This window comes from Streptomyces sp. NPDC107517, from assembly GCF_055582645.1.
On the sequence record NZ_JBVJPM010000011.1, the window covers coordinates 1 to 21,836 of the forward strand.

The 21,836-nt window shown below is 73.1% G+C and carries 16 protein-coding genes; 11 read left to right on the forward strand and 5 right to left on the reverse strand.

Annotation, left to right across the window (positions count from 1 at the left end; translation table 11 throughout):
- Nucleotides 1–278: 278 nt before the first annotated feature.
- A complete protein-coding gene (locus ACZ67T_RS24400) occupies nt 279–443 on the reverse strand; it encodes a hypothetical protein (RefSeq protein ID WP_469986835.1) in 165 nt (54 codons plus the stop codon).
- A gap of 179 nt (nt 444–622) precedes the next feature.
- Here ACZ67T_RS24400 and ACZ67T_RS24405 point away from each other — a divergent pair, with 179 nt between their 5' ends.
- Together ACZ67T_RS24405 and ACZ67T_RS24410 are read left to right on the forward strand one after the other, a co-directional pair.
- Nucleotides 623–1,777, forward strand: coding sequence for a sensor histidine kinase (locus tag ACZ67T_RS24405; RefSeq protein ID WP_469987264.1), 1,155 nt, complete (start codon nt 623–625; stop codon nt 1,775–1,777).
- The gene (locus ACZ67T_RS24410) at nt 1,765–2,409 is read left to right on the forward strand and encodes a response regulator (RefSeq protein WP_469986837.1); all 645 of its coding nucleotides are present in this window, start codon (nt 1,765–1,767) and stop codon (nt 2,407–2,409) included. The genes ACZ67T_RS24405 and ACZ67T_RS24410 overlap by 13 nt, the downstream gene beginning before the upstream one ends.
- A 207-nt stretch (nt 2,410–2,616) precedes the next feature.
- Here the strand turns inward: ACZ67T_RS24410 and galE are convergent, their stop codons facing one another.
- The 4 genes from galE to ACZ67T_RS24430 all read right to left on the reverse strand — a co-directional run bounded on the left by galE (nt 2,617) and on the right by ACZ67T_RS24430 (nt 7,141).
- Entirely contained in the window at nt 2,617–3,597 is a 981-nt protein-coding gene (galE, locus tag ACZ67T_RS24415) for a UDP-glucose 4-epimerase GalE (RefSeq protein ID WP_469986839.1), read from the reverse strand.
- 58 nt (nt 3,598–3,655) lie between these two features.
- On the reverse strand, nt 3,656–5,278 hold the full coding sequence (locus ACZ67T_RS24420) for a glycosyltransferase family 2 protein (RefSeq protein ID WP_469986841.1): 1,623 nt from the start codon (nt 5,276–5,278) through the stop codon (nt 3,656–3,658).
- Nucleotides 5,279–5,326: 48 nt separating this feature from the next.
- Nucleotides 5,327–6,565, reverse strand: coding sequence for a glycosyltransferase 87 family protein (locus ACZ67T_RS24425; protein WP_469986842.1), 1,239 nt, complete (start codon nt 6,563–6,565; stop codon nt 5,327–5,329).
- Nucleotides 6,566–6,667: 102 nt separating this feature from the next.
- Nucleotides 6,668–7,141, reverse strand: a complete 474-nt coding sequence (locus tag ACZ67T_RS24430; protein WP_383095179.1) for a MarR family winged helix-turn-helix transcriptional regulator — start codon at nt 7,139–7,141, stop codon at nt 6,668–6,670.
- Nucleotides 7,142–7,279: 138 nt separating this feature from the next.
- Between ACZ67T_RS24430 and ACZ67T_RS24435 the strand changes: the two genes are divergently transcribed.
- The 9 genes from ACZ67T_RS24435 to ACZ67T_RS24475 all read left to right on the forward strand — a co-directional run bounded on the left by ACZ67T_RS24435 (nt 7,280) and on the right by ACZ67T_RS24475 (nt 21,833).
- Nucleotides 7,280–7,696 carry an organic hydroperoxide resistance protein gene (locus ACZ67T_RS24435; RefSeq protein ID WP_469986844.1) on the forward strand — a complete coding sequence of 139 codons (417 nt, stop codon included), beginning with the start codon at nt 7,280–7,282 and terminating at the stop codon, nt 7,694–7,696.
- Nucleotides 7,697–8,049: 353 nt separating this feature from the next.
- On the forward strand, nt 8,050–9,651 hold the full coding sequence (locus ACZ67T_RS24440; RefSeq protein WP_469986846.1) for a glycosyltransferase family 39 protein: 1,602 nt from the start codon (nt 8,050–8,052) through the stop codon (nt 9,649–9,651).
- Entirely contained in the window at nt 9,648–11,378 is a 1,731-nt protein-coding gene (locus ACZ67T_RS24445) for a hypothetical protein (protein WP_469986848.1), read from the forward strand. Before ACZ67T_RS24440 ends, ACZ67T_RS24445 begins: the two co-directional genes overlap by 4 nt.
- On the forward strand, nt 11,375–12,514 hold the full coding sequence (locus ACZ67T_RS24450) for an acyltransferase family protein (protein WP_469986849.1): 1,140 nt from the start codon (nt 11,375–11,377) through the stop codon (nt 12,512–12,514). Before ACZ67T_RS24445 ends, ACZ67T_RS24450 begins: the two co-directional genes overlap by 4 nt.
- Before the next feature lie 65 nt (nt 12,515–12,579).
- On the forward strand, nt 12,580–13,323 hold the full coding sequence (locus tag ACZ67T_RS24455) for a methyltransferase domain-containing protein (protein ID WP_469986851.1): 744 nt from the start codon (nt 12,580–12,582) through the stop codon (nt 13,321–13,323).
- A 33-nt stretch (nt 13,324–13,356) separates the two neighbouring features.
- Nucleotides 13,357–14,193 carry a TylF/MycF/NovP-related O-methyltransferase gene (locus tag ACZ67T_RS24460; RefSeq protein ID WP_469986853.1) on the forward strand — a complete coding sequence of 279 codons (837 nt, stop codon included), beginning with the start codon at nt 13,357–13,359 and terminating at the stop codon, nt 14,191–14,193.
- 211 nt (nt 14,194–14,404) lie between these two features.
- Nucleotides 14,405–17,914, forward strand: coding sequence for a CDP-glycerol glycerophosphotransferase family protein (locus ACZ67T_RS24465; protein WP_469986855.1), 3,510 nt, complete (start codon nt 14,405–14,407; stop codon nt 17,912–17,914).
- Entirely contained in the window at nt 17,911–20,673 is a 2,763-nt protein-coding gene (locus tag ACZ67T_RS24470) for a bifunctional glycosyltransferase/CDP-glycerol:glycerophosphate glycerophosphotransferase (protein WP_469986857.1), read from the forward strand. The genes ACZ67T_RS24465 and ACZ67T_RS24470 overlap by 4 nt, the downstream gene beginning before the upstream one ends.
- Nucleotides 20,670–21,833 carry a glycosyltransferase gene (locus tag ACZ67T_RS24475; RefSeq protein ID WP_469986859.1) on the forward strand — a complete coding sequence of 388 codons (1,164 nt, stop codon included), beginning with the start codon at nt 20,670–20,672 and terminating at the stop codon, nt 21,831–21,833. Before ACZ67T_RS24470 ends, ACZ67T_RS24475 begins: the two co-directional genes overlap by 4 nt.
- Nucleotides 21,834–21,836 lie beyond the last annotated feature (3 nt).

Here is a 21,836-nt window from a genome sequence, read left to right on the forward strand (position 1 = left end):
CCGGTGGCCGTTCTCATATCCGGACCCTCACCCCGACGCCGGAACAAACACCCGGATCAGGTGGGAACCGGTACACCACTTCCTTGGACGTAACCTGTGAGGGAGGTTGATCAATTCGTACCCACTCACTGACCGGCATGGGGGAAAGCCCGCCCCCACCAGTCCGCAGGCGAACGGAAAACTGATGGAGGCTCCCGCAACCACCCACCCCCATCAGCCACGCAATCCGCTTTTGAGTTTGCGGGCGCGGGCGCGGGCGGGGTCGCGGGCGCAGCCGCTCACGCATCCCTGCGGCGCAGCATGAACAGGGTCGCCCCGCAGGCCAGTGCCGCCAGGCCCGTTCCGACGCTGATCAGGACCTGCGGGACGCCGTCGAAGGCGAGGCTGGTGGAGACGTTGACGGCGAGGGCCGCGATGAGGACGAGCCAGAGCAGGGCCTTCATGAGCTGGTTCCTTCCGATGTGTGGCGGGCGCTGTCGCGGTCAAGTCTGTCGTGGTGCGGGTGCCCGGGCGAGGGTGCCCTCCACCGGACTCATGGTGTAGCGCGCTACACCATGAGAGGGGAGTGGGCTGGACCGCGTACTCGTGCGGGGTCGCCTAGCCTGTGGCCATGGTCATGGCCATGGGGGAGACGGTGCGGGGGGCGGCGCGTGCCACAGGGGAGTTGGCCGTGGCCGCCGGTCTGGCGCTCGTCTCCTACCTCTTCATCGGGCTGCTGCTCTTCACGGCGGTGGTGACCCTGCTCGTGATCGGCGCCGGGGTGCTGCCCGAGACCGTGCTGCTCCTGCGTCGTGTCGCCGGATTCAAGCGGCGGCGCGTGGCGGCCTGGTCGGGGCGGGAGGTCCCGGAGGCGTACGTCCCGCTCACGGGGACGCTCGCCGAGCGCGTGCGTGCTGGGGTCTCGGATCCCTGCACGTGGCGTGACCTGCGCTGGCTCGCCGCGCACTTCCTGTACGGGTGGCTGCTGCTGTACGTGTCCCTGGTGGTCTGGGCGTTCGGGCTGCTCGTGGACGGCGTGTGGTGCGGGCTGCTCGGGCGGCGCGCAGTGGTGCTGCCGCTGGTGGCGCGGCTCGCGGACCTCGATGCCTCCTGGTCCGGCGCGCTCCTCGGGCCCCCGTCGAGCGCGCGGCTCACGGACCGGATCGAGCAGCTGACGGCGACGCGGGCGGGAGCGGTTGCCGCGCACGGGGCCGAACTGCGGCGTATCGAACGGGACTTGCACGACGGGGCGCAGGCCCGCCTCGTCTCCCTGTCGATGCGGATCGGGCTGGCCAAGCGGGCGTACGACCGTGATCCTGCGGCTGCGCGCAAGCTCATGGACGACGCCCAGGGCCAGGCCGAGGAGGCGCTCGCCGAGTTGCGGCACGTGGTGCGCGGCATCCATCCGCCGATCCTCACCGACCGTGGTCTGGCCGGAGCCGTGCGGGCGCTCGCCGCCGGAAGCGGGCTCGACGTGACCGTGTGCGAGGACGGCGTGGCGGACGGGCCGCGCGCCCCGGCGGCCGTGGAGGCGGCGGCGTACTTCGTGGTCGCGGAGGCGCTGACGAACGCGGCGAAGCACAGCGGCGCCGACCGCGCGACCGTGGAACTGGCCCGGACGCGGGGCGGGTTGAGGGTTTCCGTGCGGGACGAGGGGCGGGGTGGCGCGCAGGGGTCGGGCGGCTCTGGGCTGCTCGGCATGCGGCGCCGGGTTGCCGCGCTCGACGGGACGACGGAGGTGTCGAGCCCCGTCGGGGGGCCGACCGTGATCGAGGTGGAGCTGCCGTGCGTGTGGTGATCGCTGAGGACAACGTGCTCCTGCGCGAGGGGCTCGTCCTGCTGCTGAGCTCGGCCGGGCACGAGGTCGTGGCCGTCGCCGAGAGCGGGCCCGAGGTGCTGCCCGCGCTGCTGGAGCACCGGCCGGAGGTGGCGGTGCTCGATGTGCGGATGCCGCCGGGGTTCCGGGACGAGGGGCTGCGGGCGGCCCTGGAGGCCCGGAAGTCCGTGCCGGGACTGCCTGTTCTGGTGCTGTCGCAGTACGTCGAGGAGTCGTACGCCGCCGAACTCCTGGGTGACGGCGCGAGCGGTGTCGGCTATCTGCTGAAGGACAGGGTCGGCCGGGTCGACGAGTTCCTCGACGCGCTCGACCGGGTGGCCGGGGGCGGTACGGCCCTGGACCCCGAGGTCGTCACGGAGTTGCTCAGCCGCCGCCGGGACGATCCGGTCGACGGGCTCACGCTGCGCGAGCGCCAGGTGCTGGAGCTGATGGCGGAGGGCCGGGACAACACGACGATCGCAAAGACGCTGGTGGTGTCCGAGCGGGCCGTCAGTAAACACATCGGCAATGTCTTCGCGAAGCTCGGGCTGCCCCCGAGCGACAGCGGGCACCGGCGGGTGCTCGCCGTCCTGGCCTACCTCAACAGGGCGTAGGAGGCGGAGGCAGCCGGCAGTTGGTTTCTACGACTGGTTCCCCCGCGACCCCGCCGAACGCCGGGCAGATCTTCGGCTTCATTTCATGGCCCGCGCCGAACGGACCCACCTCACGGCGCGGCCCGTGCACCGCCCCAGCCCTGCCGTGCCGAACGGGACTCACCTCACGGCGCCCGTGCACCCCCAGCCCTGCCGCGCCGAACGGACTCACCTCACCGCGGTCCCGTGCACCCGGACCCACCCCTGCCACGCCGACTCGACCATGTCGCGTACGTCGCGCTTCGCCGTCCAGCCGAGTTCCTTCGCGATGCGGTCCGCGGAGGCGACGACGCGGGCCGGGTCGCCGGGGCGGCGCGGGGTGACGACGGGGTCGGTGCCGTGGCCCGTCGTCGCGTTGATCAGCTCGACCATCTCCAGGACCGAAACGCCTTCGCCGCGGCCGATGTTGAGGGTGAGGTCCGTGCCGGGGGCCTCGCCGGAGAGGCGGCGGGCGGCGGCCACGTGGGCCTCGGCGAGGTCGACGACGTGGATGTAGTCGCGTACGCAGGTCCCGTCCGGTGTCGGGTAGTCCGCGCCGAAGATCCGCGGGGCCTCGCCGTCGGTGAGCCTCTCGAAGACCATCGGTACGAGGTTGAAGACGCCGGTGTCGGCCAGTTCGGGGGTGGCCGCGCCCGCCACGTTGAAGTAGCGCAGGGAGGCCGTGGCGAGGCCGTGTGCCCGGCCCGTCGCGCGGACCAGCCACTCGCCGGCGAGCTTCGTCTCGCCGTACGGGCTCATCGGCAGGCACGGGGTGTCCTCGGTGACGAGGTCGACGTCGGGCATGCCGTACACGGCGGCGGACGAGGAGAAGACGAACGACGGGACGCCGCCCGCCGTGACCGCCTCCAGGAGGACGCGCAGGCCTTCGACGTTCTCGCGGTAGTAGTGCAGCGGCAGCTCCACCGACTCGCCGACCTGCTTCTTCGCGGCGAGGTGGACGACGCCGGTGATGCCGTGCTCGGCGATGGTGCGCGCCACGGCGTCCGCGTCCAGGGTCGAGGCGACCACGAGGGGTACGCCGTCCGGGACGCGTTCGGCGACGCCGGTGGACAGGTCGTCGTAGACCACGGTCCGCTCGCCCGCCTCCTGCATGGCGCGGACGACGTGCGCCCCGATGTATCCGGCACCGCCGGTGATCAGCCAGGTCATGTCGGTCAGGGTCCCCTCGGGTCGTGTCGTGCCTTGTCGTGCGCGTGCGGCCGGCGTTCTAGTGAACCAGGCGGTTGAGGCGGCCGCGTGCCACCGCCAGGGCTCCGCGTACGCCTGGTGCGAGGCGTACGGCGAGGGCGCCGGAGTGGGTCGCGTACGGGTGGGCGAGCAGCAGGCCGTGGCGCAGGCTCGGCAGGGCGGTGCGGCGCAGGAGGCCGGGGCCGGTGACGGCGTGGGCGCTCGCGTCGCGGCTCGTGCCGTCCGCGAAGTTCACGTGGAGGCGCAGGTCCCAGGTGCCGGCGGCGAGCGCGGACAGGTCGAGGGACGTCTCGGCCTCCCAGGTCCCGGCGTCGCGCCCGGGTACGAGGGTCACGGTGCGGCGCCTGGCGGGGCGGTGGCGCCGGCGGTCGATGACCTCGATGCCGACGGTGGCGGGGCCCGCCTCGGCGACGCGCCCGTACAGGTCGTGCAGGCGCAGCCGCAGCCGTGAGCCCCGCACGTGCGGCCGCAGTTCCGCCTCCATGGCGATGGGGAGGAGGCCCATGGGGCGTACGAGGAGGTGCTCCAGGGTCACCTGGGGGAGGTCGTCGGACCAGATCGGCGTGCCGTCCGCGGCGCGTGCGTAGGGCGGGCGCAGCCGGGCGGGGCGGGCCGCGACCTCCTTGAGGCGGGGCAGGTCGCGCGGGTGGTCGGAGGCGAGGATCACGCGGGCGACGACGCGGCCGGGGGCGGGCGCCGCGTCGATGTCGGCCGTGTCGAACGTGGCGAGGTAGGCGCGGGTGCGGTCCCACCACTTGTCGCGGTACTCGGTGCTGCGCAGGTCGAGCTCGCGTGCGTACATGCGCAGGCTGTGGTCGAGGAAACGGGTGCGGGCCGCGCGCGCCAGGCGCTTGTGCGAGGCGGTCAGGAGGATGTCGACGGACTGGCGGTGCGCCTCGATGCGGCCGGTCCAGTTGTCGAGTCCGGCCCGGTCGAGGGAGAGCGACAGGCGGTCGGCGTCGCGGCGCACGTTCCAGATGTAGACCGTGTCGGGAACGAGCGCGATGCGCGGTCCGGCGGCGAGCACGCGCGCGGTGAACACGAAGTCCTCGTAGAGGAAGCGGCCGTCGGGGAAGCGGATCCCGTGCTCGCGCAGGAAGTCCGTGCGGTAGAGCTTGTTGACGCAGAGGGTGTCGTGGACGAGGCGGGGGCGGCGCTCCGGGTGGGGGACCACGGCGGGCTCTGCGTACAGCTCCGCCTGCCACGGGATGTCGCGGCCCGAGGGGAGTTCGCGGCGCACGCACAGGCCGGCGGCGACCTCGGTGCCGTGGGCGAGCGCCGCGCCGAGCAGGGCGTCGACGGCGCCGGGCGGCAGCACGTCGTCGCTGTCCAGGAACATGAGGTACGGGGCCGAGGCAGTGCCGATGCCGTCGTTGCGCGGGGTGCCGCAGCCGCCGCTGTTCGCGGCGCGGCGCACCACCTTCAGCCGTGGCTCGTCGTCCGCCATGCGCCGGAGCAGCTCGCCGCTGCCGTCCGTCGAACAGTCGTCGACGGCGATCACCTCGCGGACCGCGGGGCCCTGGGAGAGGGCGGAGCGTACGGCGTCGGGGACCCGTGCGGCGTCGTTGTGGCCGATGACGACGACGGAAACCTGTGACTGCGGGGGCGACGGCTGGTGGGGCTGGGGCTGCACTGCTTCCACAGAAGGAAATCCTAGGCGTTTGCGGTAATTGTCCGGTAAGTAAAGTTCTTACGCCTCTGATCCCTTCCAGAGGGAACGGAACGAGAGGACGGCACCTCCGAGGAGCAGACCGTTGCGCGCCAGCATCAGCAGTGATCCCGTCCAGGTGGCGGCCTCGACGTCGCGGTACAGGACCGGGTACGCGAGCCCGCTCAGGCCGGCCGCCGCCACGACGAGTACGGCGACGAGGCGCTGGGTGGTGTGGCGCGAGGTGAGGCAGACCGCGGCGAGACCGAGCAGCCAGATCAGGTACTGCGGGCTGATCACGCGGCTGGTGACGGTGAACAGCAGGACGGCGCACAGGGCCGCGTCGTACGGCGTCGCGGGGCTCCAGGTCACCGCCCGCAGCCGCCAGAACATCAGCAGCGCCGCCGCGACGACGGTGAGTACCAGGGAGGCCGCGGCCGCCATGCCCACGTGCGGGCCGACGTACTCCATCGCCCCGAACTGGTAGCGGATGTGTCCGGGCCAGCCCGCCCGCCGCGCGAACGACAGGACCGTGCCGCCCAGCGACTCGATCTGCACGCCCCGCTCGCCCTGGTGGCGCAGGAACGAGAACGGCGAGCGGAACGCGACGGCGAGGGCCAGCAGGATCGCGACGGCGGAGGTGAGCGCCGCCGTCCACGCCTCCCGGCTCGTACGTCCCCGGGGCGTGCCGAGCAGCGTGAGCGCCGGCCACACCTTCACCAGCGCGCCGCACGCCGCGAGCGCGCCGCCCGTGCGCGGGAACCGCCCCATGAGCAGCAGCGCGAACACGGCGAGGGCGGTGACCTCGATGTCGTAGCGGGCCAGTGGGACGTGAAGCAGGAGCGGCAGCCCGGCCACCCACAGCCAGGCGCCGCCCGCGCAGCGTCTCGGCCGCGCGCCGGTCCGGGCGAGGACGAGCGTGACCAGGGCGTCCGTGGCGAGCGTGAGCGCGACGAAGGCCTGGAAGTAGGTGAGGCCGGGGATCAGGCCGGGCGCCAGGAGGACGGGGCCCGCGCCGGGCGGGTACTGCCACATCGCGTCACCGGCGGGGAAGGCGCCGGCGGCGAGGGTGACGTACCACTGGGCGTACAGCGTGTGCACCTCGTGCGCGACGCCTCCGACGCCGAGCGGGGCGCGCTCGTCCGTGACGAGCAGGGCGAGCATCGCGGCGCGGGTGGCCAGCCAGGTCAGGGGGAGCGCCGCCCGTGCGAGGGGTCCTGGGCGGACCCAGGTCGCGTGGACGGGCGCTGAGGTGCTGGGCGGCTGAGTCTCGAGCGTCACCTGTGCGAGCGTACGAGCGAATGCCCGTATATGCGGTGATAATCAGCAGAATGCGGCTTTCGTGTCGGGCGGAGTGGCGCTGCATCCGGCGCCGGTGGCCCGCTATGCGTCCAGCGCCGCCCCGTCCAGCGCCGTCGTCAGGCGGTCCAGGCGGGCGCGCATGTCCTCGATCTCCGCCAGGTCGAACCCCGTCGCGGCCGCGATCCTGCGCGGCACCAGCGCCGCGCGCTCCCGCAGCTCGGTGCCCGCGCCGGTCGGCCGGACGTTCACCGAGCGCTCGTCGCGCGCGCTGCGCTCCCGCTGGACGAGGCCGGCCGCCTCCAGTCGCTTGAGCAGCGGCGACAGCGTGCCCGAGTCGAGCCGCAGCCGCTCCCCGAGCCGCTTCACGGGCAACTCGCCGTCCTCCCAGAGCACGAGCATGACCAGGTACTGGGGGTAGGTCAGGCCCAGGTCCTTGAGGAGCGTGCGGTAGACGCCGCCGAACGCGCGCGACGCGGCGTTCAGGGAGAAGCAGATCTGGCGGTCGAGCCGCAGGAATTCCTCGTCGCCGGGCGTCTCGGTCGTCTCGGTGGTCATGGGTCCAGGGTACCGGGACATCCCGGTGCACAACTTGGTTGTGCACAACTGAATTGCGTGCTCTACTTGTATCTGTCAGCGCAACACGTACTCCACCGCGGACGTCACCGCGGCCCCACCGCAGGAGGATGTTTTTCCATGGAAGCGATCTACACCGCCGTCGCCACCGCCACCCACGGCCGTGACGGCCGTGCCGTCAGCTCCGACGGCCGCCTCGACCTCCAGCTGGCCATCCCCACGGAGATGGGCGGCGCCGGCGGCCAGGGCACCAACCCCGAGCAGCTCTTCGCCGCCGGGTACTCCGCCTGTTTCGCCAGCGCGCTCGGCCTGGTCGGCCGCGCCGCGAAGGTCGACGTCAGCGACGCCGCGGTGACCGCCGAGGTCGGCATCGGCAAGCAGGGCGAGGGCTTCGGGCTCGCGGTGACGCTGCGCGTGGAGCTGCCGGACACGGTCGACGCCGAGACCGGTCGCAAGCTCGTCGAGCAGGCTCACCAGGTCTGCCCGTACTCGAACGCGACCCGCGGCAACATCGACGTCGACCTCGTCGTCGAGTAGTCGAGTAGTCGAGCGGGTCGAGCAGGTCGAGCGGGTCGAGCGCTCGGCGGGAGCGCGCGGCCGGTCGGCAGGGTCGGCAGGGTCGTACGGCGGCGACGTCCCGGCCCCGCCCCCGTTCGTCGAGAACGGGGCCGGGCCGGGGCGTCGCCGCGAGATCCGGTCTGGTCGCTCCGGTCGGCAACTGCGCCTTCGCCCGCCCGATCGGGTGATGCGAGGTCTTCGGCGGTCGGGTGGCGCGCCCCGCCATCGCCAGGTGTTATGTCCCGTTTCTCCGCCACTGTCCCGCGCCGCACGCGTGATCCCTGACGGCAAGGCTGCGTCACGAATCGGATCATTTGGGACAGGATCGGCGCGTGCGCATCTCTCCGGACGGTCCGCGCGGCCGCGTCTCCAGGCCCCTTCCCGCCGCACCCGCCGTGACGGCGGTCCTGCTGCCGGGCCTGGTGATGATGGGCCTCGGGCTCTGGGGGCTCGACCGCGGCACGATCTGGCGGGACGAGGCCGCGACGATACTCGTCGCCACCCGCTCCCTGCCCCAGATCCACCATCTCCTCGGCAACATCGACGCCGTCCACGGCCTCTACTACGTACTGATCCACTTCGTGCTCGGCGGGCAGACCGACGCCTACCTGATGCGACTGCCGTCCGTCTTCGGCGCGACCGCCGCGGCCTGCCTCGTCGCCGCGCTCGGGGTCCGCCTGGCCCGGCCCCGCGTGGGCCTGTGGGCCGGACTCCTGTACGCCGTCTCACCGTTCACCGGCTACTACGCGCAGGAGGGCCGCTCGTACGCGATCGTCGCGGCGGGCGCCGCCGCGGCGACGCTCCTGCTCGTCCACTGCGTACGGCATCCGTCGTGGCCCGCCTGGGCCGGGTACGCCGCGCTCGTGACGGTGACGGCATGGCTCCACGAGTTCGCCGTGCTCGTCCTCGCCGCGCACGCCGTCACCCTCCTCGTCTCGCGCGCCGCCCCCGTGCTGTGGCGGGGCTGGGCGTCCGCCGCCGCTGCCGCCGTCCTGCTCGTCCTGCCCCTCGCCGAGCGGGCGCGGGGGCAGAGCTTCCAGGTGGCGTGGATCCGCAGGCCGGGCTGGGAGGACGCGGAGGCGTTGCTGCGGCTCGCCGCCGGCCACCCCGGTGGCGTCTTCAACACCACGCTCGTGCTCGCCGCCGCCGCGCTGCTCGCCCCCGCGGTCCGCCGGGGGACGTGCGGAGTGGTGGCGGTCGCGCTCCCGCTGGCCGTGGTGCCGCCCGCCCTGCTGTTCACCGTCTCGCAGTGGCAGCCGCTGTACGCGCCGCGCTACACGTTCTTCGCGTTCGCCGGGCTGCCCCTGCTGGTGGCGGCCGGCGGGGACGCGGTCCTGCGGCGCCTGCCGCACCGGGTGCGCCCTTCGCGGTACGTCCAGGTGACCGCCGGGGCCGCACTGGTCGCGGTGGCGTTCTGGATGCAGTTCCCGGCGCAGGTGCGCGAGCGGTCGCCCGAGGGCCGCAGGGACGACTTCGGGTCGGTGGCGCGGATGGCGGAGCGGGACCTGCGGCCCGGCGACGCGCTGCTCTACCTGCCGAAGACCGGCCGGCGCCTGACGGAGACGTATCCGCACGCCGTGGCCGGCGTGCGCGACGTGGCCCTGAAGTCGACGGGCGCCCGCTCCGGAACCCTGTACGGCGTGGACGTGAGCCCGGCCGAACTGCGCGCCCGGATGGCGTGCCTGACCCGCGTCTGGGTCCTCTTCGACGCGGAGGCGGGCCGCCCCGGCTGGCACACCCGCAACAAGATCGAACTCACCAAACTCGCGCTCCTGGAACGGGATTTCACCCCCCTTACCCAGTCGAGACGCCGCAGCGGGCTGCTGCGCCTGTACGAGCGTGTGGGCGGCCCGGCGCCCACGTGCGCGGCCTCTGCCGGACCGCCTGCCGGGGCGACCGCCGCTCCCACCGAGCCCACGCTGGAGTCACCGTGAACGCCACGCTCCTCGCCCTCCTCGACAACCGCCGCCCCCGCAGGGCGCGGACCGTGCCCGCCCCACGTGCCTCGCCCGCGTCCCGCGTGCGCCGCTGGGCCGACCCCGTCGCCGTCCTCGCCGCGACGGCGCTGATCGCGGTCAGGGCCGCGGGACTCGGGCGATGGATCGTCGACGACGCCGCCGTCACCTTCGCGTACGCACGCAGCGTCGACGAGGGCCTCGGCCCGGTCCAACTCCCGGGCGCCGCACCCGTGGAGGGCTACTCCAACCCGTCCTGGCTCGCCCTGATGGCCCTCGGCCGCAGACTCGGACTCTTCGACCACGGCGCGTTCCTGGGCGTCAGCGACCTCGTGCTCTACCCGAAAGCACTCGCCCTGCTGTGCACGGCCGGCACGCTCGCGTGCATCGCCCGGACGGCCCGCGCCGTGCTCCCCGGCCGCGCGTGGGCGGTGACGCTCCTGGCGGGCGCGGCCCTCGCCGCGAACCTGTCCTACGTGGCCTGGTCCTTCTCGGGCCTGGAGAATCCGCTGTACGGGCTGAGCGCCGCCGCTACGGCCGCGCTTCTCGTCCGGGGCGTCACCCGCGGAGGCCTCACCGCCTCCCGCACCGCGGTCGCCGCCGGCGCGATCGCCCTGCTCGCCGCGCTGACCCGCCCCGACGGTGCCGTACTCGCGGGCGCCTACCCCCTCGTCCTGGCCCTCTTCGTGCGCCGGTGCGAGCTGCCCCGCTCGGTCCGCGCGCTGGCCCTGCACGCAGGTGTCGTCGCCGTGCCCTACGGGGCGTTCCTGCTGTGGCGGCACGCCGTCTTCGGCCTGTGGGTGCCGAACACCGCGGTGGCCAAGGCGCAGCAGCCCCCGCGACTCGCCCAACTCGCCCAGGCCGGCGATCTGTTGACGTACGCCGGCTGGGCCTTCGCGTTGATCGGCGCGCTGTGCGCCGGTGCCGTCCTCGCGCGGCCGGGCAAGGGCCGGCGGGCCCTGGTGGCGCTGCTCGTGCCGCTGCTCCTGTCGCTGCTCGCGTACGGGGTGCTCGGCCGGGACTGGATGGCCCTGTACCGGTTCGCGACGCCGGTGTGGGTGCTCGCGGCGGCCGCCGCCGCGCTGTCGGCCGTAGCGCTGTGGGAGGGGGAGGAGGCACGCGGCCGGGCCGTCCTCGCCACGGCACTGACCGGCGCGCTGGTCCTCGCACACGCCGGACAGGCCGAGCGCGAGACCTCGTTCGAGGCTCACCCGACGCTCTCCATGTGCTTCGTCGCGGAACGCTACGGCCAGGTGTTCAACACGTACGCCGAGCGCCTCGGCCTGCGCCGCGCCACCGTCGCCCTGCCCGACCTCGGCGGCACACTGCTCACCACGCGACTGCGCGTACTGGACCTGGCCGGCCTGACGGACCGCCGCATCGCGCACGCGTACGCCTCCGGCGACATGAGCGCCCTGCGTGACCATGTCCTTCGCGCCGAGCGCCCCGAACTCCTGCACGTCCACGGGGCCTGGGTGGACAAGCCGGGCCTGACCCCCGCACGTCTGGCGGACGCCGGGTACGTCCCGCTGTACCGGCAGCAGAACGGCGGTGACTTCGTCCGGGCCGACGCCGTCCCCGACCCGGCCCGGATCGCCGCCGTACGCGCCTGGGCCAGACCCCGCCTCGACCACTTGATCGCAGGGCAGGACCACACCAGCGGCTGCGGCGCCACCCTCACCCCGGGCCGGGGAGCCGCCCTGTGACTGCCGTTCTTCTCCCCGCTCCCGCCCGCCCCCGCCGCGCGGATGCGCGCGTGCCGCGGCTCGATTCGCTGACCGGGATGCGCTTCGTCGCAGCACTCGCCGTCTTCGTCCACCACACCACCGGACTCGCCCCGGGCAGCGGTCTCGCGCAGGCGCCCGTGCTCTTCCCGTACTCGACCATGGGTGTCAACGGCGTCGGGTTCTTCTTCGTGCTGTCCGGGTTTCTGATGGCCTGGGGGCACCGTCCCGGCACGCCTCGCGGTCTCTTCTACTGGCGTCGCGCCGGCCGTATCTGGCCCGCGCACCTCGTCGCGACGATCCCGTGCATCTGGGTGTTCTACCTCTGGGGCGGCGTACCCACGGACGCGTTCAGCTTCGTCACGTCGCTGCTGCTCGTGCAGACCTGGTTCCCCGGCGTCGTGCCGATGTTCCCCGGCAACGGCGTGGCCTGGACGCTCAGTGTCGAGGTGTTCTTCTACCTCCTGTTCCCGTGGGTGATCGGCCCCGCGCTGCGCCTGCGCACCCGCACCCTCGCGCTCCTCGCGGCGTCCGGTCTCGCCGCCATGTGGGCCGTCAACTGGTGGGCCGCCGCGCACCTTTCGCCCTTCGCCCGCGAATGGGTCATGCGCCACCCGGTGACGCGCCTTCCCGAGTTCGCGGTCGGCCTCGTGTGCGCGATCGCCCTGCGCCGCGGCCACCGGATCGCCCTGCGCCCGGCCGCACTGCTCGCCGCCTTCGCCGCTTACACGGTCGTGTACTGCCACCGGGCCGTCTGGTTCCCGCCCGGCGTGGTGGGCCAACTGCAGTGGACCGTACGGCCGTTCGTCGCCGTGTTCTCGGTGCTCTTCATCGTCGCGTACGCCCAGCGTGAGCTGTCCGGGCGCCGCGGAGCGCTCTGTTCGCGCCCCATGGTGCTGCTCGGCGCGTGGTCGTACGCGTTCTATCTGCTGCACCAGACGCTGAACCGGTACGTGCAGGACACCTGGGGCCGGATGCGGCCCGACGACTCCGCCCTGTTCACGCTGTGCGGACTCGCCGTCGCGGTGATCGCTCTGTCCTGGGCGCTGTTCACGTACGTCGAGGAACCGGCCAGAAAGTGGTGGTCCCGGCACACACCGCGCCGTCTCGCACGGTGACCCCACGCGGACCTGCGCGTTGAAGAGCCGTCAAGCCGCCCCGAACCCCCTTGATGGAGGCCGACGTGCACCAGTCCGCGTACGAACAGATGGAGCTCTGTGTCCGGAGCTACCTGCCGCGCGGGCGGCGGCTGCGGGTGGTCGACCTCGGCGCGCGGGTCTCGGACGGGCAGGCGCGCACCCACAAGTCGCTCTTGGAGGGGTACGACACCGAGTACATCGGCGTCGACGTGCTGGAGGGGCGCAATGTGGACGCGGTGATGACGAAGCCGTACCGCATCCCGGTCCGGTCCGACAGCGCCGACTTCCTCATTTCCGGCCAGGCCTTCGAGCACATCCCGTTCTTCTGGGCCTCGATGCTGGAGATCGCCCGGGTCCTCAGACCGCAGGGCACCGCGTTCATCACGGCCCCCTCGCGCGGTCATGCGCACGACGCGCAGGACTGCTGGCGCTACTACCCGGACGGGATGCGTGCCCTCGCCGCGTACACGCGCCTCGAACTGCGCGAGGTGTACACCGACTTCCCGCCGATGAAGGGCATCCGGCACGCCTACGGCAGCATCGACGCCAAGCACGCCTACTGGGGCGACACCGTCGGCGTCTTCCGCAAGCCGGCCAAGTACCCGCGTCTGACCATGGCGTTCGTGCGCTCGACGACGCGCTGGTGGGCCAATCGCGTCGGTGGCGTCGACGGGGTGCCGCTGCCGACTCCGCTCGCGGGACGGGAGCGTTGCGGCCGGCCGCCGGCCGTTCCCCAGCCGGCCGGCGCATCAAATGGTGAGAAACGCCTACGGGTTGACGAAAAGTGACATGCAGAACAACACGGACGTAAGGTGCCGCGCATGGCATGGCGAAGCGCAGTGAATGGCGTCATCAAGCAGCTCACCGGTTATCAGCTGACCCGCGTACCGGTGCCCGCTCCCCGGCATCCCGCCCGTGCGTCCGAGCCTGTGCCGCCGGCCCCGGCCCCGGCGCCCAAGCCGACGCCGAAACCCAAGAGCCTGGTCCTCCCCGAGGACTACGACGACGAGGCGAAGGCCGTCATCCGCGCGGTCAAGCCGTACACGATGACCTCACCGGAGCGGCTCAACGCCTTCATCCTCGCCGTCCGTCACATCGTCAGGCACGACATCCCCGGCGACATCGTCGAGTGCGGCGTGTGGCGCGGCGGTTCGATGCAGGCCTGCGCCAAGACCCTTCTCTCGCAGAGCGACACGGAGCGCGGCCTCTACCTCTTCGACACGTACGAGGGCATGACGCCGCCCACCGAGGAGGACCTCAGGCGCGACGGCAAGTCCGCCGAGGAACTGCTCGCGGCCCAGGGCAAGGACCGCCCGATCTGGGCCGTCGCCACCCTCGACGACGTCAAGTCCGGTTTCCAGGGCATTCCTTACCCCGCCGACCGGCTCCACTTCGTACAGGGCAGGGTCGAGGACACCGTCCCCCAGCAGGCCCCGGAGCAGATCTCGATCCTGCGCCTCGACACCGACTGGTACGCCTCCACCAAGCACGAACTCGAGCATCTCTACGACCGGTTGGTGCCCGGCGGCGTCCTCCTCATCGACGACTACGGCTACTGGCAGGGCTCGCGGAAGGCCGTCGACGAGTTCCTGGAGAAGACCGGTGAGCGGCTGTTGCTCCTGCGCATGGACGAGGGGCGCATCGCCGTCAAGCCCTGATCCGGCCCGTGTCGGTGCTCCCGCACCCCCGACCCGACCGATCCCGCGCAACGCGGCCGCCCGCCGGCCCGCTGCGCGGGATCGCGTGCTTGATCACCCGATCGGCTCAGGCGTGGTGACCCGGATCCGGAGAGCGGGTTGTTAACAAGTAGGTCCCTCGCGGGTCGCGCAGCCGTGCCCGTCAGTTCTCCGGAAGGAATGTGCGCAGCGCATGACACCACGACTGACCGTCGTCGTCCCCATCTACAACGTCGAGGCGTACCTCGACGCCTGCCTGGAGTCGCTGGCCGCGCAGACCATGCCCGACCTCGAAGTCGTGATGGTCGACGACGGCTCCACCGACGGCAGCCCGTTGATCGCCCGCGCCATGGCGGAGCGCGACCGGCGCTTCCGTTATGTCGGGCAGGGGAACGCGGGCCTCGGCGCGGCGCGCAACGCGGGGGCGGCTCTGGCCACGGGCGCGCATCTCGCCTTCGTGGACAGTGACGACGTGGTGCCGCACGACGCGTACGAGCGCATGCTCGACGCCCTGGCGGAGTCGGGCTCCGACTTCGCCACCGGCAACGTGCACCGGCTGCGCGTCGACGGGACGACCGAGCAGTCGGCCATGTTCCGCAAGGTGATGGGCACCGACCGCTCCGCCACCCACGTCACCCGGCACTGGGGCCTGCTCGGGGACCGCATCGCCTGCAACAAGGTGTTCCGCAGGGACTTCTGGGACCGCCACGGGCTCGCGTTCCCCGTGGGCGTGCTGTTCGAGGACATCCCGGTCGTGGTGCCCGCGCACTTCCTCGCCCGCAGCGTGGACGTCCTGTCCGGGCCCGTCTATCTGTGGCGTGACCGGCCGGGCTCCATCACCAACCGGCGGGCGAGGCCGTGCGCCGTCGTCGACCGCACGGCCGCCGTCCGGTCGGCCAGCGGCTTCCTCGGGGACAAGGCGCGCGAGACGGCCGGCACCCCGCAGGCCGCGGGCTGGCTTGAGGGCAAGCGACGTTACGACGCGACGGTGCTCGCCGGGGACCTGTGGCTGTTCATGGAGGCGCTGCCGCTCGGCGACGCCGCGTACCACGAGGCCTTCCTCGACTACGCCAACTCCTTCGCGGACACCGTCGACCCGGCCGTCCTGGCCGGGCTGCCGCTGGCCCTGCGCGTCAAGTGGCAGCTCATCCGGGAGCGCCGTCTGACCGAGCTGTTGGCGTTCATGACGTACGAGAAGAGCAACGGCACGACGTTCGTGGCGCGCGGGCCGCGCCGGCGCCGGGCGAAGTTCCCGCCCGTCACCGGGCCCCTGCCGCGCGGCGTGACCGCGCTCCGCAAGGCCGATCTTCCGCTGAAGTCGCACATCACCGAGGCGTCCTGGGAGGAGGACGGACGGCTGCGGCTCAAGGGCTTCGCCTATGTACGGAACCTGCCGGCGGGCCGGGTCGAGGCGCGCGCCAAGTTCGCGTGGCTGCGGTCGGGCAAGCGGCGCGCGGTGCCCCTGAAGGTCCGCACCGTCCGCTCCCGCGAGGCGACGTACCGCTCCAAACAGGGGCTGCACAACTACGACCGGTCCGGGTTCGAGACGGTCATCGACCCGGCGCGGCTCGTCACCAAGCGGCCGACCACCGTCTGGAACGTCGAGATGGCCGCGTTCGGAGGAGGCCTGCTGCGCACCGGACCCGTGCGGATGGGCGGGCTCGCCGAGCTGCCCGTGCGCTACCTGGACGACTTCCTGCGGATCACTCCCCGGCTCAGCGCGGGCCGGCTCCGGCTGCGGGCCGAGCGCGTGAAGGCCCGGCTCGTGCGCCACGAGGAGTCCGGCGGCACCCTCAGGCTGGAGGGCGATCTCGCCCCGGGAGCGCCCGCCGACCTCAAGGCGCTGCGCGTCAAGAACTGGCACACCAAGGAGGCATACGACCTCCCCGTCGAGCGCTCGGGTCGCGCCTTCTCCGCCGAGCTGCGCCTCGACCTGATCGCGGATCCCGGGACCGACGACACCGGTGCGCCCCGCAAGACCGACCCGTGGGGCGTGGGCCTCGTGCGTGGGGACGACGCATGGGTGGCCCTCGCCGTCCGCCCCGACACTCCGGCGGGCCGCCACCCGCTCGGCGCCGGACGCGAACTCCTCGTACTCGCGAACGCCGCCGGGAACGTCGAGCTGCGCAATCAGACCGTACGGCCGCTCGTCGACACCCTGACCTGGGACGACGACGGGCGGCTCACCGTCGGGGGCAGCTTCCCCGACGAATCCGGGACGGCGTGGGAGCTGCTGCTCCAGCACAGCGGCCACGGCGAGGAGGCCGTCCTTCCGGTCGAGGTGTCCGGCGGAAGGTTCGGCGCGGCGCTGTGTCCGGACGCGGTCGCGGGTCCGGCCGGAGTCCTGCCGCTCGCCGAGGGCCGCTGGCACCTCTTCCTGCGTGAGCCCGGCGAGACCGACCCCGGCCGGTACCGCCAGGTCCATGTCGCGCCCGCCCGGCACGAGAGCCTGCCCCTCGTACGGGCCCTGGGCGGCCGGGACTTCAGCGTCGGGCGCCGCTCCTACGACCGCCTCGTCATCGGGTCGGGATCCGGCCTCGCCGTCACGGAGCGCGGCGGCGCCCAGCAGGGCGCGCTGCGCACCCGCTACGCGTCCCTGCGCGTCGAGCCCCGCACCGACACGGTCCTGTACTCCAGCTTCGACGGCCGCCAGTACTCGGACTCGCCGCGCGCCGTCCACGAGGAGCTCGTCGCCCGTGGCGAACCCCTCGAGCACCTCTGGGTCGTGCGCGACCAGCAGGCTACGGTGCCCGCGAGCTGCCGGCCCGTGGCCCTGTGGAGCACCGAGTGGTACGAGGCCCTGGCCCGCAGCCGCTACGTCGTCACCAACACGCAGCTGCCCGACTGGTTCGAGCGCGCCGAGGACCAGTACGTCGTACAGACCTGGCACGGCACCCCGCTCAAGCGCATCGGCCGCGACCTGGCGGACAGCCCGTTCGGGGACCAGCGCTACATCGCGACGCTGCCGGAGCGCGCCGCGCAGTGGAACCTGCTCGTCTCCCCGAACCGTTTCTCCACCCCCGTCCTGCGGGGCGCGTTCGGCTACCACGGAGAGGTCCTGGAGTCCGGCTACCCGCGCAACGACCTGCTGCACGCGGCGGACCGCGCGAAGGTCGCCGCCGCGGTCCGTGAACGCCTCGGCATCCCCGAGGGCAGGCGCGTCGTCCTCTACGCCCCCACCTGGCGCGAGAACCAGCCGCGCAGGGGCGGCCGTTACGGACTCGACCTCCGCCTCGACCTGGCGGCGGCCGAGCGGGCCCTCGGCGAGGACCACGTCCTCCTCGTGCGCCGCCACTACCTCGTCGGCGGCACCGTCCCGGGCGCCAGGTCCGGCTTCGTGCGCGATGTGACCCGTCACCCGGACGTCGGTGAACTCCTCCTGATCAGCGACGTGTTGGTGACGGACTACTCGTCGCTGATGTTCGACTTCGCGCAGACCGGCCGGCCGATGCTCTTCCACACCTACGACCTCGACCACTACCGGGACACGCTCCGAGGCTTCTACTTCGACTTCGTCGCGCAGGCGCCGGGACCGCTGCTCACCACCGGCGAGGAGGTCGTCGAGGCGCTGCGCGACCCGGCCGCCGCGACCGCCGGGCACGAGGAGGCGTACCGCCGCTTCCGCGAGGTGTTCTGCGACCTGGACGACGGGCGCGCCGCCGCGCATGTCGCCGACGCCATGCTGCCGGGAGGCCGCCGATGAGCACGCCCGAGGTGTACGACATCAGCTGCGTCGTCGTCTGCGGCACGGACGCCGCCGCCCTGCGCGCCACCGTACGGTCCGTGCTCGACCAGACCCTCGCCGGCACCGAGGCCGTCCTCGTCACGGCCGGGGCGGACGAGACGGCCGCGTCGCTCGCGGCCGGCGACCCCCACCGGATCCGGCTCGTCCACGCCGGTGCCGAGAGACCCGCGTGCGTCCTGCGCGACCTGGGCCTCGCCGCCGCCCGGGGCCGGTACGTCATGGTCGTCGCCCCGGGCGAGCGGCTCGAACGGCACGCCTGCCGCAACCTCTTCGAGGCGGCCCGCCGCACGGACGCCGACCTCGTCGCGGGCCGCTGGGACAAGGCGCCCGCCTGGCACAGGGAGCTGCACGCCAGGTCCCGTGTCGTCGAGGACCTCGCGGACGCGCCCGAACTCGTCACGCGCGACAGCCTGAGCGCCGGGTTCTGTGTGCGGCGCGGCGCACTCGGCGAGCTGTCCGGTGTCGGACGGGCCCCCCTCGGCGTGCGGGCCGCCCTCGCCGCCCGGCGCATCGCGCTCGTCCCGAACCTGATCACCACCGGATGCGCCCCGGCCCGCCCGGTACGGGACCTGCCCCGCGCCGCCGACGCCCAGCGCGGCACGCTGGAGCTCCTGGACGGCGACGCGCTGCGCGCGGCCCGCGAGAGCGCCTTCCTCACCGACCACGTCATCCCGTGCGTCCGCGCGTTCGTGGCGCTGGGCCCCGAAGACCGCCGGGAGACGGCGGAGGCCCTCGCCCCGAGCCTGCAAGGCCTCGTCACTTCCGACGCGCTGCGCGCTCTGCCGCCCGTCGAGCGCATCGGCGTACAGCTCCTCGTCGACGGGGACGCCGACGGCGTGCAGGCCGCCGCGTACGCCCTGGCCCGTCCCGGCACCGTCGTCTCCCCGCTCGTCATGACGGGCGGCGGGCGCGTGCGCTGGAGCGCTGAACACGCCGACGACGACACGTTCGACGTCACCGAACTCGGCCACCAGTACCGGCAGTTCACCGACCTCCGCCTCCTGAACCGCGTCACACGCTGCCTGCGTCAGGGCGCGGTGCTCGCCGTCGAGGGGCGGCTCGTCGTCCCGCTGGGCCTTCTGGACGACCGGCCCGCGCTCGCCGCCCGCCTCGACGTCTCGGTCCGCGACGGCCGCGCGCACACGCTCTCCGTGCCGGTGGCCCATGTACGCCAGGAGGACGGGGGTGTCGTGTGGCGGGCCGAGCTGCCCCTCACCGGCGCGCTGCGCCCGCGCGGCATCGGCGACCGCGTATGGGACCCGCGGCTCGTCCTCACCGTGGACGGCGTTCCCGTCACCACCGACCTGGTCGCCGACAAGGCGGCCGTCCCCACCCGGGCCACCGCCCTCCCGGCCCGCCCCCGTCTGACGCGCCTGACCGCCGACACCTGGCAGCCCTACGTCACGGCCAAGCACCACCTGGCCGTCTGCCTGCTGCCCCGCCGCCGCGCGGCCCGCACCGCCCGGACCGCCCTGCACTACGTCACCCACTTCAGGCCCGCCCGCAAGCTGAAGCCCGTACTGCGTGCCCTGAACAAGAAGCGCGAGGCGCTGCACTCCCAGCGGGTCAAGCTGCGCGTGTACCGGCGGATCCTGGTCAGGCTGCCCGTCAGCAAGGGCCTCGTCGTCTTCGAGAGCCACATGGGCAAGAGCTACGGGGACAGCCCGCGCGCCGTGCACGAGGAACTCCTGGCGCGCGGCGCCCGGGTGCGCTGCGTCTGGTCGTACGCCACGTCGCCCGCCGGGTTCCCGGACGGCGCGCGGCTCGTGCGCCGCTGGTCCTGGCGGTATCTGTGGGCGCTGGCCCGCGCCGAGTGGTGGGTCGACAACCAGGGGTTCCCGCACGCCCTCGACAAGCCGCGCCACACCACGTACCTGCAGACCTGGCACGGATCCGCCTACAAGCGCATGGGGTTCGACGAGGCGCGGCACAGGACGCGGAACGCGCCTGAGCGCGAGAAGCTGCGGCGCGCGGTCGGCCGGTTCGACCACTTCATGGTCCGCTCGGAACACGACGTGCGGACGCTCGCCCGCGCGTACCGCATCCCTGAGGAGCGGCTGCTGCGCGCCGGATACCCGCGCAACGACCGCCTCGTGGCGGCCCGCGGGCGCGACGAGCGCGAGGGCCGCTTCCCGCGCCCGGCGCCCGCCGCGGAACTCGGCATCCCGGACCATCGCACCGTGGTGCTGTACGCCCCCACGTTCCGCGGCGTTCCGAAGAAGGGGCGGACCGTCCGACTGCCGCTCGACGTGCGGGAATTCGCCGAGCGTTTCGGCGACACGCACGTCCTGCTCGTGCGCGCCCACTACATGGAGGTGGCGAGCCTGCCCGTCACCCCGCCCGGCACCGTCATCGACGTCTCGGGTCACCACGACGTGAGTGAACTCCTCGTCCTCGCCGATGTGTTGATCACCGACTACTCGTCGATCATGTTCGACTACGCCCTCCTCGACCGGCCCCTCGTCCATTTCACGCCGGACCTCGACGCCTACGCGGCGGACCGCGGTACCTACTTCGACCTGCGCAAGCGCGCCGGCGGGCCCGTCGTCGAGACGCAGGAGGAGCTGCTGCGGACCCTCGACGGGCTCAAGAAGGCGGACGGGGAGTGGCAGGCCGCGCGCCGCGCGTTCGCGGCCGACTTCGGCTCCTACGACGTCGGCGGCGCCGCCCGCGCGGCCGCCGACCTCATCCTCGGCGGAAAGAAGTCCCGCGCATGACCACCACGACCGCCCCGCGCACGGGCCGCGACCTCTTCCTCGTCGCCAACACCGTCGACGAACTGGGCGGCGTCACCGCCTGGACCCACCAGATGGCTCGCCTCTTCCAGCGCGCGGGCCACCGCGTGCACGTCATCGGCGTCCACGAGGCGGAGCTCAAACTCGCCCTGCCCGCCGACCTCGGCTACGAGGTGACCAGCCTCTATCCGGCCCATCCCCCGACCCCGCAGCCCGTGCGCGGTCTCAGCCGCCTCAGCCCCGCCGCGCACCGCCGCGAAGCCGCACGCCTCGCGGACCGGGGGCGCGCCGTCGCCCGCCTCTCGGAGCTCTTCCGCGCCGCCCGGCCCGGCGCCGTCGCTGTCGTCACCCAGGTGTGGCCCATGGAGTGGCTGCGCGAGGCGGACACCGCGGGCCTGCGGATCATCGGCATGAGCCACGAGTCGTACGCCTATACGCGGGCCTGCCACCGCTACCGCTGGGTCAAGCGGAACTACCCGTCCGCCGACCGCTGGCTCGTCCTCACCCAGGAGGACGCCGACGACTGGATCGCCGACGGCATGCACAACGTCGGCGCCATGCCGAACGCCCTCGCCCACCTGCCCGAGATCCCCTCGCCGCGCACCGCGAAGGTCGTGTGCAGCATCGGCCGCCTCGCCGACCAGAAGGGCATCGACATGCTCGTCGACACCTGGGCCGAGGTCGCCCCGCGCCGGCCCGGCTGGACCCTGCGGATCTACGGTGCCGGGGCCGACGAGCCGGACCTGCGGCGCCAGTGCAGCGAGCTGGGCCTCGACGGCTCGGTGGAGTGGATGGGCCGCACGGACGACGTGGCGGGGGCGCTCGCCGGGAGCGCCGTGTTCGTCCAGTCGTCGCGCGGCGAGGGTTTCCCCCTCGCGCTGATGGAGGCCATGGCCAGCGCCGTGCCGTGCGCCGCGTTCGACTGCGCGCCCGGGGTGCGGGAGATCGTGCGCGACGGCGAGGACGGCCTCCTCGCACCCCCCGGCGACACCGCCGCCCTCGCCGATCGCCTCCTGCGCCTCACCGGCAACCCGCGACTGCGGGACGCGATGGGGGAGCGGGCCCGGGTCAATGTGCAGCGGTTCTCCGAGGAGCGCGTCCTGGAGCGCTGGGAGGAGCTGTTCGCCCTGCTGGAGCGGTGAGGC